The sequence below is a fragment of the Pseudomonas sp. S2_A05 genome (assembly GCF_054668485.1).
On sequence record NZ_CP162775.1, the window covers coordinates 980,721 to 994,210 of the forward strand.

At 55.8% G+C, this 13,490-nt stretch carries 11 protein-coding genes and 1 pseudogene; 10 read left to right on the top strand and 2 right to left on the bottom strand.

What is annotated here, in order from left to right:
• Positions 1–11: 11 nt before the first annotated feature.
• The 3 genes from AB4O12_RS04445 (at position 12) to hutH (ending at position 4,180) form a co-directional block, all read left to right on the top strand.
• Positions 12–776, top strand: a complete 765-nt coding sequence (locus tag AB4O12_RS04445; RefSeq protein ID WP_029291000.1) for an ABC transporter ATP-binding protein — start codon at positions 12–14, stop codon at positions 774–776.
• A 183-nt stretch (positions 777–959) separates the two neighbouring features.
• Positions 960–2,651 (top strand): urocanate hydratase, encoded by a 1,692-nt coding sequence (gene hutU, locus AB4O12_RS04450; RefSeq protein WP_068933318.1) that lies wholly within the window; start codon positions 960–962, stop codon positions 2,649–2,651.
• Positions 2,648–4,180: a histidine ammonia-lyase gene (hutH, locus tag AB4O12_RS04455; RefSeq protein WP_150707043.1), complete on the top strand. Its 1,533-nt coding sequence runs from the start codon at positions 2,648–2,650 to the stop codon at positions 4,178–4,180. The genes hutU and hutH overlap by 4 nt, the downstream gene beginning before the upstream one ends.
• A gap of 264 nt (positions 4,181–4,444) precedes the next feature.
• Here hutH and hutC read toward each other — a convergent pair whose 3' ends face one another.
• Together hutC and hisC are read right to left on the bottom strand one after the other, a co-directional pair.
• Positions 4,445–5,182, bottom strand: a complete 738-nt coding sequence (gene hutC, locus AB4O12_RS04460) for a histidine utilization repressor (RefSeq protein ID WP_191952832.1) — start codon at positions 5,180–5,182, stop codon at positions 4,445–4,447.
• On the bottom strand, positions 5,182–6,318 hold the full coding sequence (gene hisC / locus AB4O12_RS04465; RefSeq protein ID WP_191952831.1) for a histidinol-phosphate transaminase: 1,137 nt from the start codon (positions 6,316–6,318) through the stop codon (positions 5,182–5,184). The genes hutC and hisC overlap by 1 nt, the downstream gene beginning before the upstream one ends.
• A gap of 614 nt (positions 6,319–6,932) precedes the next feature.
• Between hisC and AB4O12_RS04470 the strand changes: the two genes are divergently transcribed.
• The 7 genes and pseudogenes from AB4O12_RS04470 (at position 6,933) to AB4O12_RS04500 (ending at position 13,385) form a co-directional block, all read left to right on the top strand.
• Positions 6,933–7,400, top strand: coding sequence for a RidA family protein (locus AB4O12_RS04470; protein ID WP_199771619.1), 468 nt, complete (start codon positions 6,933–6,935; stop codon positions 7,398–7,400).
• Positions 7,401–7,412: 12 nt separating this feature from the next.
• Positions 7,413–8,648 (top strand): NAD(P)/FAD-dependent oxidoreductase, encoded by a 1,236-nt coding sequence (locus AB4O12_RS04475; protein ID WP_460060474.1) that lies wholly within the window; start codon positions 7,413–7,415, stop codon positions 8,646–8,648.
• A gap of 376 nt (positions 8,649–9,024) precedes the next feature.
• Positions 9,025–9,906: pseudogene (locus tag AB4O12_RS04480) on the top strand (cache domain-containing protein); the annotation flags it as partial.
• 204 nt (positions 9,907–10,110) lie between these two features.
• Positions 10,111–10,815, top strand: coding sequence for a methyl-accepting chemotaxis protein (locus AB4O12_RS04485; RefSeq protein WP_460062385.1), 705 nt, complete (start codon positions 10,111–10,113; stop codon positions 10,813–10,815).
• Positions 10,816–11,022: 207 nt separating this feature from the next.
• Positions 11,023–11,508: a 3'-5' exoribonuclease gene (locus tag AB4O12_RS04490; protein WP_258638162.1), complete on the top strand. Its 486-nt coding sequence runs from the start codon at positions 11,023–11,025 to the stop codon at positions 11,506–11,508.
• Between the two features lie 146 nt (positions 11,509–11,654).
• Positions 11,655–11,843, top strand: coding sequence for a hypothetical protein (locus AB4O12_RS04495; protein ID WP_191952828.1), 189 nt, complete (start codon positions 11,655–11,657; stop codon positions 11,841–11,843).
• 240 nt (positions 11,844–12,083) lie between these two features.
• A complete protein-coding gene (locus tag AB4O12_RS04500) occupies positions 12,084–13,385 on the top strand; it encodes a hypothetical protein (protein WP_460060476.1) in 1,302 nt (433 codons plus the stop codon).
• Positions 13,386–13,490 lie beyond the last annotated feature (105 nt).

A 13,490-nucleotide genomic window follows, 5' to 3' on the forward strand; every position in this document is an offset into this window, starting at 1 on the left:
GGTGTTTGAACATGTACAAATTGACCGTTGAAAACCTGCATAAAAGCTATGGCAGCCACGAAGTACTTAAAGGCGTTTCCCTAAACGCCAAGACCGGCGATGTGATTAGCCTTATTGGCGCCAGTGGGTCGGGCAAGAGCACCTTCTTACGTTGTATCAACTTTTTGGAAACGCCCAACGATGGCGCCATGGGCTTGGATAACCAGCCGATTCGCATGATGCATGATCGCCACGGCATGCATGTGGCCGACGCTTCTGAACTGCAACGGCTGCGCACACGGCTTGCGATGGTGTTCCAGCACTTCAACCTCTGGAGCCATATGACCGTGCTTGACAACATCACGATGGCTCCACGCCGCGTCCTGGGTATCAGCAAAAAAGATGCTGAGGAGCGTGCTCGGCGGTATCTGGACAAGGTAGGTTTGCCGTCTCGCGTTGCCGACCAGTATCCAGCTTTTCTCTCTGGCGGGCAGCAGCAGCGGGTCGCTATTGCTCGGGCTTTGGCCATGGAGCCCGAGATCATGTTGTTCGACGAGCCGACTTCGGCGCTTGATCCAGAATTGGTGGGCGAGGTGCTCAAGGTGATCCAGGGTCTGGCCGAAGAAGGTCGAACCATGATCATGGTGACTCATGAGATGAGCTTCGCGCGTAAGGTGTCGAGTCAGGTGTTGTTCCTCCACCAAGGACTCGTGGAAGAGCAGGGCTTACCTGAGGATGTCTTGGGAAACCCCAAGAGCGAGCGCCTGCAGCAGTTCCTTAGCGGCAACCTCAAGTAACCGCGATGCCTTCGAGCGACTCTTCGATCGCTCATTAGCTCCATAGTACTTCGCCCTTCGTGAGTGACCATGCTCAAGTGAAATTCGCTTGATTGTGGTTGTATATACATGATTATATTTATGCGTGACCTGTATGATTAAATCAATAAATAGGCTGAGAAAGTCATTTCGAGAGGATTACCGGTGAGCAAGCCATCCCATTTCCGTAATGTCGAAATCCGCGCCGCGCGTGGTAACACGCTGACCGCCAAAAGCTGGCTGACCGAAGCGCCACTGCGCATGTTAATGAACAACCTCGACCCGGAAGTGGCCGAGAACCCAAAAGAACTGGTGGTGTATGGTGGCATTGGCCGTGCGGCGCGCAATTGGGAATGCTACGACCAGATCGTCGAGAGCCTCACCAACCTGAACGACGACGAAACCCTGCTGGTGCAATCGGGCAAACCGGTCGGCGTGTTCAAGACCCATAGCAATGCGCCCCGTGTGCTGATCGCCAACTCCAACCTGGTGCCGCACTGGGCCACCTGGGAACACTTTAACGAATTGGATGCTAAGGGCCTGGCCATGTACGGCCAGATGACCGCCGGCAGCTGGATATACATCGGCAGCCAGGGCATCGTCCAGGGCACCTACGAAACCTTCGTCGAAGCTAGCCGCCAGCATTACAACAGCGATTTGACCGGTCGCTGGGTGCTCACCGCCGGTCTCGGCGGCATGGGCGGGGCCCAGCCGCTGGCGGCAACCCTGGCCGGCGCTTGCTCGCTGAACATCGAATGCCAGCAGGTCAGCATAGATTTCCGCCTGAGCAGCCGCTATGTCGACGAGCAAGCTACCGACCTCGACGACGCCCTGGCACGCATTGGCAAGTACACCAAGGAAGGCAAGGCCATCTCCATCGCCTTGCTGGGTAACGCCGCCGAAATCCTGCCGGAGCTGGTCAAGCGCGGCGTACGCCCGGACATGGTCACCGACCAGACCAGCGCCCACGACCCGCTAAACGGTTACCTCCCTGCCGGCTGGACTTGGGAAGAGTATCGCGCTCGTGCCAAGACCGAGCCTGCCGCTGTAGTGAAAGCCGCCAAGCAATCGATGGCCGTACACGTCAAAGCGATGCTTGAATTCCAGAAAATGGGCATTCCAACTTTCGACTACGGCAACAACATCCGTCAGATGGCTCAGGAAGAAGGCGTGGAAAACGCATTCGACTTCCCGGGCTTCGTACCGGCCTACATCCGTCCGCTGTTCTGCCGTGGCATCGGCCCGTTCCGCTGGGCTGCGCTGTCGGGTAACGCTGAAGACATCTACAAAACTGATGCCAAGGTCAAAGAGCTGATCCCGGACGATGCGCACCTGCATAACTGGCTGGACATGGCGCGCGAGCGCATCAGCTTCCAGGGCTTGCCGGCCCGAATCTGCTGGGTAGGGCTGGGTCTGCGCGCCAAGCTGGGCCTGGCATTCAACGAAATGGTGCGTAGCGGGGAATTGTCGGCGCCGATCGTCATCGGTCGCGACCATTTGGACTCCGGCTCCGTGGCCAGCCCAAACCGCGAAACCGAATCAATGCAGGACGGTTCCGACGCCGTGTCCGACTGGCCACTGCTCAACGCACTGCTGAACACCGCGAGCGGCGCGACCTGGGTTTCCCTGCACCACGGCGGCGGCGTCGGCATGGGCTTCTCTCAGCACTCGGGCATGGTGATTGTCTGCGACGGTACCGACGAAGCGGCTGAGCGCATTGCACGCGTGCTGCACAACGACCCGGCGACCGGCGTGATGCGTCACGCCGATGCGGGTTACCAGATCGCAATAGATTGTGCCAAAGAACAAGGCTTAAACCTGCCAATGATCACCTCTGTTAAAGGAGCAAAAGCATGAACACACTCAACATCATCCCTGGCCAACTGAGCCTTGCCCAACTGCGCGACGTCTACCAGCATCCGGTCAACATCTCCCTCGATGACAGTGCTTCGGCCCAGATTGAAGCCAGCGTTGCTTGCGTGGAACAAATTCTCGCCGAGAACCGCACCGCCTATGGGATCAATACCGGTTTCGGCCTACTGGCCTCGACCCGCATCGCTACTGAAGACCTGGAGAACCTCCAGCGCTCATTGGTTCTGTCTCACGCTGCCGGTGTTGGCGAACCGATCAGTGACGCGCTGGTCAGGCTGGTCATGGTGCTCAAGGTCAATAGCTTGAGCCGTGGTTTCTCCGGAATCCGCCGCACCGTCATCGAAGCACTGATCGCTTTGATCAACGCCGAGGTTTATCCGCACATTCCGTTGAAAGGTTCGGTCGGTGCATCCGGCGACCTCGCACCCTTGGCCCACATGTCGCTGGCGCTGTTGGGTGAAGGCAAGGCTCGTTACAAGGGCGAATGGCTGGAAGCAACCGAGGCGCTGAAAATCGCCGGCCTGACGCCACTGACACTGGCTGCCAAGGAAGGGCTGGCGTTGCTCAACGGCACGCAGGTATCCACCGCTTATGCACTGCGTGGTTTGTTCGAGGGCGAAGATCTGTTCGCTGGCGCACTGGCGATCGGTGCTCTGACTGTTGAAGCGGTTTTGGGCTCGCGCTCGCCGTTCGACGCACGCATCCACGCCGCGCGTGGCCAGAAAGGCCAGATCGACAGTGCTACCGCCTACCGAGACTTGCTCGGGGAGCGCAGTGAAGTCTCCGACTCCCACCAGAACTGCGGCAAGGTTCAGGATCCGTACTCCCTGCGTTGCCAGCCGCAAGTCATGGGCGCGTGCCTGACCCAGTTCCGTCAAGCTGCGGAGGTATTGGTCGTCGAAGCTAATGCCGTCTCCGATAACCCATTGGTCTTCGCTGTCGAAGGCGATGTGATCTCCGGTGGCAACTTCCACGCCGAGCCTGTGGCCATGGCTGCTGACAACATGGCATTGGCGATTGCGGAAATCGGCTCGCTAAGCGAGCGGCGTATTTCCCTGATGATGGACAAGCACATGTCGCAATTGCCGCCATTCCTGGTGGCCAACGGCGGTGTGAACTCCGGCTTCATGATTTCCCAAGTTACCGCAGCGGCGCTGGCCAGTGAGAACAAGGCACTGGCGCATCCACATTCGGTGGATAGCCTGCCAACTTCCGCGAATCAGGAAGACCACGTGTCGATGGCTCCTGCAGCGGGCAAGCGTTTATGGGAAATGGCTGAAAACACTCGCGGCGTCCTCGCTGTTGAGTGGCTCGCTGCGTGTCAGGGCCTTGACTTGCGCGAAGGCTTGAAGACCTCGACGAAGCTGGAGCTTGCCCGCACCAGCCTGCGCAGCAAAGTGGCTTACTACGACAAAGATCGCTTCTTTGCGCCGGATATCAACGCAGCAAGCGAGTTGTTGGCTTCCCGGTGCTTGAACGAACTGGTGTTGCCAAAGTTGCTGCCTAGCCTGTAATCGGGGGGAAGGGGCGTTTGGCTCCTGTGTGAGCAAGCTGAATTGCTCGAGTCATCCCGCACGAGAGCTACAGTGTTTATGCAGTTTTTTTGCTCTACAGCTATCGGCGACAGGCAGTTGTCGTAGCTGTGGAGCTTTTTACTTTTGTAGTACAGGAAACTCACTGGTGAAATTCTGCGTCAAGAGGTTGTCCGGAAAGTAGAAGCAGCAATGGCATTTCGATCCCGGTTTATGATGGATCAGTTCATCAGATGCCTTCAGGCATCAACTGTCTCTATGCGCCCCGTTTACGGGCAGGCGACTGCCGAGTCGATAGCGTGAGGAGGGGTGAACCAAGCGCACGTAAGTCACAATTTTGCTTTGGCTCCAAGTGCGACGGATAAGCGCTAAGCAAGGTTCGTTGGCGTCGATCTGCATATGTTTGCTTTCGTCAATGCTTGGGTGACAGGCTTCGACGATATGCTCCATTTCATCAGGTTTGACGACGCGCAACAGGTATTTGGCAGGTTGCAAGTGTTCCCCAAAGTCTTGTTGCAGGAACTCTGGCACCAGCTCGGGATTGACGTAACGATCCTCCAGTTGTACGGGCACGCCTTCTTCGCTGTGAACACAGACCAGATGAAAAACTGAAGAGCCGGTGGTCAGACCCAAAGCGGACGCCACCGGCATCGAGGCCGATTCACGCCCCAGGTGCAGGACACGGCAGGTGTAGCTGTGGCCTCGGGCCAGGATCTCGTCGGCAATGTTGGTGATGCGCAGCAAGTTTGATTGCGGCTTGCTTTCGGCTACGAACGTGCCGACACCTGAAATCCTGACCAGATGACCCTCTTCGGTTAGTTCGCGCAAAGCCCGATTGACGGTCATGCGCGAAATGCCCAGTTCTTGCACCAGCTGGTTTTCTGAAGAAATCAGGTCACCAGGTTTCCAAACGCCCGCCCGAAGTTGGTCTTGCACATAATCCTTTGCACGCCGGTAGAGCGCTTGTGGTGCATTTTTGGTCATTAGTCAGTCCGTGTCTCGAGTGTGGCAAAGACGCTTGCCAGTGCTGTGAGGAAAAGGTCGTTATCCTCACAGCTTCCGACAGAGACGCGCAAGTACTCAGTGTAACCAACTTCGCGCCACGGTTTGATGATCACCCCTTCGCGCAGTAGCGCTTGATTGATGACTTCGGCCGGAAAAGGCGTGCTGAAAAACAAGAAGTTGGCAAGGGAGGGCGCGGTTGTAATGCCTTGCTCGTGCAGTGTCGCCTCCATTCGCCGACGTTCGCTAGCGACATGGGACAGGCAGGCGTTCAGATGCTCATCGTCAGCCAGTGCGGCAATCGCTGCGGCCTGGGCTACGTGGTTGACGTTGAAGGGAGTACGCAGACGGTTAATAAGATCGGCCAACATCGGATCGCTCACCACCCCGTAGCCTATGCGCAAACCCGCCAGGGAATAAGCCTTGGAGAACGTCCTCAGTAGGATGAACGGTCTGCCGCTGCCTTGAATCAGAGCAAGACAGTCCGGGTATTCGGCTTCCCATTGTGCATATTCGTAGTAGGCCTCGTCGAACACCAACAAACATTGCGGTGGCAATGCGTCGAGCAGTTGTTGCAGCTCGTCGGCGCTAAGGGCGCAGCCAACCGGGTTGGATGGGCAGGAAAACATCAACACATGCGTGTGGGGCGTGAGTGCTGCGACCATCGCCGGCACATCGAATGTGCCTTGCTGGGTCATTGGCACACCAATCACCTTGGCGCCGGCTGCCAGTGGATAGATGAAGTGCAGACCGAACGAAGGCACTACGGTCACGACTTCGTCGTCGTGATCCAGAAACACTCGACTGATGACGCTCAGCAAATCCTCCGAGCCGTTGCCGAACACCAACTGGTTTTCCGGCACACCCAGCTTTTCAGAAAGCGCAGTACGCAATGCTTGGCAGCCGGCATCGGGATACAGCGCAATTTCGCTGCAAGCTCGAGCCGTTGCGGCGCTAACGGCGGGTGCTGTGCCCATTGGGTTTTCGTTGCTCCCAAGTTTGGCTACGCGTGTAAGGCCGAATCGTTTGCGCACGGCATCCGAAGCCAGGCCAGCATTATAGCTGGCCAATTCGCGAACTTCTGCGCGGGCAAGCAGGTTCAAGTCATTGGCATTCATACAGGGCTAACCTCAATTAGTGTTTTGCGGGAAAGCATTTCGATTCAGTCGGTTCTGCAGGAGCTGCTGCAGACGCTACTACTCGGCGTCATGTCTGAACTCGGCTGGCTGATAGCTGGATGGATCTGAGCGGTACCATTGGATTCATGATGTGACGTCCTTAGCGAACAGCGTAACGTGGCGAATGATCTGTATGATCCTGTATATACCAGAAAGGCAAGATGCAGGCCAAAACCTTCGTGCGGTAATAGAGCCGCGGTTAAGGCCTGTTTTCAGAGAAGTGGATCAGATGCTTGTTCATGCAGGATTTTCAATGTGTAACCTATGGTTCCGCGGGGGGGTGTTACCCTCACTTCGTGGCGTGTTTAAACGAAACATTGATTGCCGTACGCATTTAATGAGCTAACCATAAATGGACAGCTACTGGCTTTGCCTTAGGCATCTGGCGTGTTTTTTTGCGAGCGGCATTGAAAATGCTTGACCCTGTATATACAAGCCGAGCTTTTTAAGCTAAAACCTAGTTCAGCCCTTGCTGTCACGACTGACCAGTGAGTCAACATGATTTCGGAATGCTGTTCGCTCTGTAAGCATGGCCAGCGCCCGTAAGGGGGTAGATGCTCAAGCGCATTTACGACTTGTTGCCTAGCCGTGAGCACAGATGGACTGCAAGCGATGATTCACAATCGGTGCTCGCTGATGAGCGAATCTTTGAATACCCAAGAGAGAGAACTGCCATGACCGTAAAAAATCTGCCCTTTTCCAAAGTCCGCCACAGCCAAGGCCTGGTTTTTTTGTCTGGCGAATTGCCGTTTCGTGAGGACGGCAGCTTTCCTGAAGGTATCGAAGCGCAAACGCGTTTGACCCTGACGCGTATTGCCCAGACGCTGGAAGCCGAATCACTGTCGCTGGACGATGTTGTCAGCGTCACCGTATACCTGACCGACCGGAGTGATTTCGCCGAATTCAATCGCGCTTATGCATCATTCTTCACGACCAACCTGCCAGTGCGCGCGACCGTCTGCGCCGGCCTTGTGGTCGATGCATTGATAGAGATCAGTGTCATCGCGCAACAGCGTGCTTGATTCGGAGGCGGCGTGAGCGAAAAACAAGTGGTGGTATTGGGAGCCGGTATTGTCGGCGTGTGCACGGCGTTGCATTTGCAGCGCCGTGGCTGCGCAGTGACGCTGGTAGACAAAGGGTTGCCAGGGCGCGAAACATCGTTCGGTAACGCAGGTATTATTCAGCGCGAGGCCATTGAGCCTTACGCGTTTCCAAGGGATCTTGCCAGTTTGATAAACGTGGCAACCAAGCGTGACATCGGCGTTAATTACCATATACGCGCGATGCCTGAATACGTGCCTGCCTTGGTCAGGTATTGGGCCAACTCCGCGCCGAAGCATTACCAGGCCATTGCGGATGCCTTTCGCACGTTGATTGAGCATTCGATTAGTGAGCACTCGGAGCTGATTGAGCAAAGCGGTTCGCAGAACCTTATCGTGCGCAAAGGCTGGATTCAGGCGTTCCGTAGCCCACAGCAATTCGATGAGGCGGTGGAGCGTGCGGTACGCGTGAGTGCACACGGCGTATTGTCCGAGCATTTGGACGGTGTCGCGCTAAGACTGGCGGAACCCGCCCTGAGCGAGGCATTGGTGGGGGGCATTCATTGGCTGCAACCCTGGACTTGTATTGAGCCTGGAGAGCTAGTGCAGCGTTATGCCGATCTGTTCGTGAGTGAAGGTGGGCAAATTTTGCGCGGCGATGCGCGATCGTTGCGTCAGTTGGGAGCCGGCTGGAGCGTCGATACCGATTCCGGATCGGTCGGCGCATCCGAGGTGGTAGTGGCGCTGGGGCCTTGGGCTCATGAGCTGCTGTTTGAGTTGGGCTACCGCATACCGTTGTTCGTCAAACGGGGTTACCACGCTCACTTTGCCGATGGAGCAATGTTGACCCGCCCGGTGCTGGATACCGAACAAGGCTACATGCTGGCGCCGATGAAACGCGGTATCCGCCTATCGACAGGGGCAGAGTTCGCCAGTCTAAGTGCACCTCCGACACCGGTGCAGTTAGGCAAGGCCGAGAGTGCTGCACGGCAACTATTGGCGTTAGGCCCCCAAGTTGAGCGCATGCCATGGAAGGGCGCCCGACCCTGTACGGTAGACATGAAACCGGTAATCGGCGCAGCGCCCTTGCATAAAGGGCTCTGGTTCAACTTCGGCCATGCCCATCAGGGGTTTACGCTGGGCCCGGTCAGCGGTCGACTGCTCGCAGAATTGATGATGGGCGAGACGCCTGTAGTCGATCCAGCACCCTTTGCTCCAGGCCGTTTTTGAGCTGAGCTGAGCTGAGCTGCAGTACATGAACCTTCCGCCCGTCTCCGTTGGAGTAGCGGGCGAGAACCTGGCCTGTCAGGAAAATTAACACTGATATTTATCTACGGACGCTGTCCCTGCAGATTTCGCGTCAGTCGTCGTGGGCGCTGTTTTGATTCCAATGGGTGTATCCGTTCCATCGGCCCGCCCTAAATAATTATAAGTACCCGTTGGAGAGGTCATGAATATCAAACAGAAGCTGACATGGGTATTTGCTGCCATCGCCTGTCTTCCAGTGGTTATGGTTGCGGTGCTCGTCGTATTGAACTTGCGGAGCGCGGCGCAAGCCAATTTCCTGGATAGCAGCGGTCGTGAAATTCGCCAGATTGATAACGGCATGAAGCAGTTCTTTGAAAGCATCCGCCAAAACGTCGAATACCTTGCCAAGGATCCTCGGATCGCCAGCGTCAAGGGATTGAAAAACTATACCGCTGCCAATGCTGAGCAAACGCCTGTCAGCGAAGCCGATCAGCGGCTCCAGATTATTTTCGATCGATTTGCCGAGACCCACCCGACCACCGCGTCCATTTCACTGGGGCTCAACGACGGCGGATTTGCCGGCTGGCCCGACGATCCCAAAATGGCCAGCTACGACCCCCGGGTGCGTCCCTGGTACAAAACCGCCATGGCCGCCGCATCAGGCTTAACCGTGCGCACGGGCGCCTACTACTGGGCGCCGGATGACATGGTGCTGGTCAGCACGGTTCGCGCTTTCGCCGACGCAAGCGGCAACCCGGTAGGCGTCGTCGGTGTAGACGTCTCGCTAAAGCAACTAACGGAACTGGTTAAAACCATCAAGCTGGGCGACAGCGGATACCTGATGATGGTCGAAGCCAACGGCAACGTTTTAGTCGATCCCGCCAATCCCCAAAACAGCTTCAAACCCTTGGCCGATTTGGGCCACGGCTACTACGATCTGGCAAAGACTGGCGATGGCGTCACCGGGATCGAAATCGATGGCGTGCCCTATATGGTCAATGTGGTGAGTTCCGAAAGCCTAGGCTGGCGCTTCATCGGTCTAATTAAGCGTGACGAAGTCATGGCTCAGGCCACCAGTCTCACATGGCTTATTGCGATGATTGCCGCCGTGTTGGCGATTGTATTCGCCATCGTAGGCGCGAGCTTCGCCGGCGTAATCGTTAGACCAATTCGCAGCGTTGCCAATGGCTTGCAGGAAATTGCCGAAGGGGAAGGCGACCTGACACGCGAACTCGAAGTGCGGGGCAAGGACGAAACCGCCACTTTGGCTGGTTGGTTCAACCAGTTCCTTGGGATGATCGCGCAACTGATGAGGCGCATCCGCAGCGCTTCCTCCGATTTGCAAGAGGTCGCTGCGGATACAAGTCAAGTGGCCAGCAACATGAACAACGCCGCAGTGCGGCAGCGCGAAGCAGTTGAATTAGTAAGCACGGCTTTCAACGAGATGGTCGCTACCTCTAACGAAGTGGCTCGCTCATGTAGTCGCGCGGCTTCCAGCGCGGACGTTGGTTATCGAGAGGTGCACGACGGGCAACGGCACATTGGTGAGGCCACGGGCAGCGTTCTTAAATTGAGTGAAGACCTGCAGCAGTCGGCATGTACCATGCAGATGCTCGAGCAGGACAGTAAGAACATCAACACGATCCTCGATACTATTCGTTCGATCGCTGAGCAGACCAATCTGTTGGCACTCAATGCCGCCATCGAAGCGGCGCGCGCCGGCGGCCAGGGGCGTGGATTCGCGGTCGTGGCTGACGAAGTTCGCGCCTTAGCGCGTCGTACTGCCGACTCAACTGGCGAGATCGACAGCCTGCTCGGCAACTTCGCGCGGCGAACCAAGGAGGTCACCCAGCAGATGCAACGCAGCTTGGAGGCGTCGCAGATCAGCGTGGAGTGTATCCAGCAGGCGAGTGACAGTTTCGAAAAGATCCGCGACTCAGTGGACTCAATTCGCGACCAAAATGCTCAAATATCTACGGCTGCAGAGGAACAGCATCAGGTGGCCGAGGATATCAACCAACACATTGCGCAAATTCACGCCGATGCCCTCCTAGTTGAAGAGTTTGCGCACTCATCCCATTCCGGGTCGGGGCGTCTGACAGAAATTTCCGGCGAGATGGAGAAACTCGTGGGGCGCTTCAGGCTATAACAATTGTAATATGAGACAAGTACAGACGGTAAATATGGTGGAGTGAGTCTTCAGAGTCTAAGACTCGCAAAAACAACTTCCTTGGGAGCGCCTGCGTAGAAACGTCAGGACAATTGGTTAAAGTCATAAAGGAAACCAGCCGGCTCTGATCGTTTTATCAAATATACACTGGCACGCATGAACCAGGTACACACAGGAGGGGAGGGTGTGAAGGTATTTTTGGACTGCGAATTCACTCAGCTTAACCGCGACACCAAGTTGATTTCGCTGGCACTCGTTTCCGAAGCCGGCCACGAATACTACGTCGAGCTCACAGACACATATCTAGTGGGAGACTGCAGCGACTTCGTGATTCAAAACGTCTTGCCGCAGTTGGATTCAAACCGTCATGGCAGGTCACTCGCTTCCGCCCAAGCTGCTATGAAGTCTTACCTCGACAGTTTTGAGGAAGAACTCGAGATTTGCTCGGATGCGCCAGATTGGGACTGGAGGTTTTTCTGCCAACTGGCCGGTTCGGCTGATGAATGGCCAAGCAATGTGGCCAACGAGCCCACGAATCTGATTCATCTGTTTCGCCACCTAGAAGGCAATGACCTCGGTGAGGTCGACCTCCCGGAGCTACCGCACCATGCATTACTCGACGCCAGGCTTCTTGCTGACCTATATCAGCAACTGAGAGCTAACCCGGCATGAGCTGTGAATGCCCCGATCCGTTGCTATGACTCGGCGCGCTTGCTCGTCGGTACCGTTACCCTTCCTCAAAGCAGTGCTTGTGCCCGCTGGTGTGATTTGAAGAAGTGGGGTATGTATCTCTGATCTCACAATGGCAGGAGGCCGACATGAGGTTGCAGAGTGATATCGATGCGCTAGCGGCGATCGAGGAAGACGCAAAGGCGATGCTAAAACGGATAGGGCTGCCCGACGAGGCACACAAGCTTGAGGTGGTGATTGTTCTTCGACAGATCGTCGACCTGGCCACTTACATGGAGTCGGCTGATCGATTCATTGAGACGCCGATCAATGCGTGATGAGGTATCGCGGCAGACCACAGATGGTTAGCAACGATTCGTTTACGGCTGTTCCGTCTGTAGGTTCGTATGTGGGAAGGCATCCTCGGGCACAAGGCCCGGCAAATCAGAGGGCCACCATTTCCTTTAAGATCGACGCTTCATTTCACATGTCTATCCGTCGGAAGTAGGTAACCAGCTATGTAGTCGCGACGGATTAGCTACGATCATTTGCTCTTCAATCGCTGGAAAGTGATCCCTATGGAAGGCTCAGCTAACGCTCAGAACTCAGCGGGTGATATGTCGGATGAAGTGGTGACGAGAGAATCGCTTTTCGATCTGGCTTGGTCGACTCCAATGACCAAAATTAGCTCGCGATTCGGAGTGTCCTCCAGCTATCTCACTAAGGTTTACATCAGCCTGAATATTCCTAGGCCGCCTGTAGGCTATTGGGCGCAAGTCGCGGTAGGAAAGGCTAAGGCTCGCCCAGTCTTGCCTGGTGCTCAACCTGGTGAACCCACGGTGTGGAACCGAAATGAAGCACCGGTTCAGGTTCAGCGATCGTCAGCGATAAAGCGAAAGAGGGTGAGCCGGACGCCCCCGCTCAATTCTGATGCGCAACCTCGAAGGCACCCACTTTTACTGAGCATTGAAGATCACTTCAAAAAGGTGCGGGAAAGCGAGAACGGCTACGATAGGCCTACCAAACGCGCGATGGCGGATCTAATTGTGAGCTGCAGTGGGCTCGCTCATGCAGTCAACTTCGCAAACCAGTTGTTCCTAGCGTTTATGAAAAAAGGTCTCACCGTTACCTTCAGCGATCCTGCCGAGCGCATGAGCCGCGAACCAGTTGATCATAGGGACAACCCCTCATCGAGATATGTCTATCCCTCGCTTTGGCAGCCTCAACGTCCAACTGTGGTTCATGTTGGAAGCGTCGTTTTCGGTTTGTCCATTTACGAAATCAGCGAATATGTTGAAGTCAAAAGCGTAGACAAAAGGTTAGTCCGGCTGGGTTCACGTCCAGTGAGAAAACGCGCTGCCCCGTATCGAAACGAATGGGTAATGCGTGCCGACATGCCCAGCGGTCGACTGTGCCTTCAGGTTTACTCTCCTTACTACCGGGCGGAGTGGGTTCAGCGCTGGAAGGAAGACAAGCCTGGCGATCTGATCAATAAAATCCCAAGCATCGTGAAGCTTCTGATCGCTGAAGCTCCAGGACTTGCCGAGAAAGTGAAGCTCGAACGGGAGAAAGCCGAGCTCGAATGGCAAAAGCATCAGTTGCAATTAGCAGAATGGAAAAGAAAGGAGGAGGAAAAACTCCGCCTCAAGGTCATTCAGGACAGCCGTGAGCAACTCGAATCCGTAATTCAGAGGTGGGCAAAGGTGAACAGTGTTCGCGCATTCTTCGCCGATATCGAAAAATCAGCGCAGTGCCTCGATGGTGTGGCGAGAGAGGCTGTCATGGAGCGGCTGGCCAACGCGAAGGAATTGGTCGGCGACCCTGATGCGTTAAAACACTTCGCTGACTGGAAACCACCACTGCTTCAGGGCGGTGAGTAGCCGTCGTCAGCCTTGCTGATATAGGGTTCACGCAAGAAGAAATCGTGCGACTGTTATCAGCCACGCTGGAATTGTCAAAGGGCGGCGCAGCCACAGCCATCAGGA

Bases quoted from the DNA above. Each gene is read 5' to 3' on its own strand.
- AB4O12_RS04445 (WP_029291000.1), top strand. From the start codon at position 12: ATGTACAAATTGACCGTTGAAAACCTGCATAAAAGCTATGGCAGCCAC.
- hutH (WP_150707043.1), top strand. From the start codon at position 2,648: ATGAACACACTCAACATCATCCCTGGCCAACTGAGCCTTGCCCAACTG.
- hutC (WP_191952832.1), bottom strand. From the start codon at position 5,182: ATGACCAAAAATGCACCACAAGCGCTCTACCGGCGTGCAAAGGATTAT.
- hisC (WP_191952831.1), bottom strand. From the start codon at position 6,318: ATGAATGCCAATGACTTGAACCTGCTTGCCCGCGCAGAAGTTCGCGAA.
- AB4O12_RS04470 (WP_199771619.1), top strand. From the start codon at position 6,933: ATGCTCAAGCGCATTTACGACTTGTTGCCTAGCCGTGAGCACAGATGG.
- AB4O12_RS04485 (WP_460062385.1), top strand. From the start codon at position 10,111: ATGGTCGCTACCTCTAACGAAGTGGCTCGCTCATGTAGTCGCGCGGCT.
- AB4O12_RS04495 (WP_191952828.1), top strand. From the start codon at position 11,655: ATGAGGTTGCAGAGTGATATCGATGCGCTAGCGGCGATCGAGGAAGAC.
- AB4O12_RS04500 (WP_460060476.1), top strand. From the start codon at position 12,084: ATGGAAGGCTCAGCTAACGCTCAGAACTCAGCGGGTGATATGTCGGAT.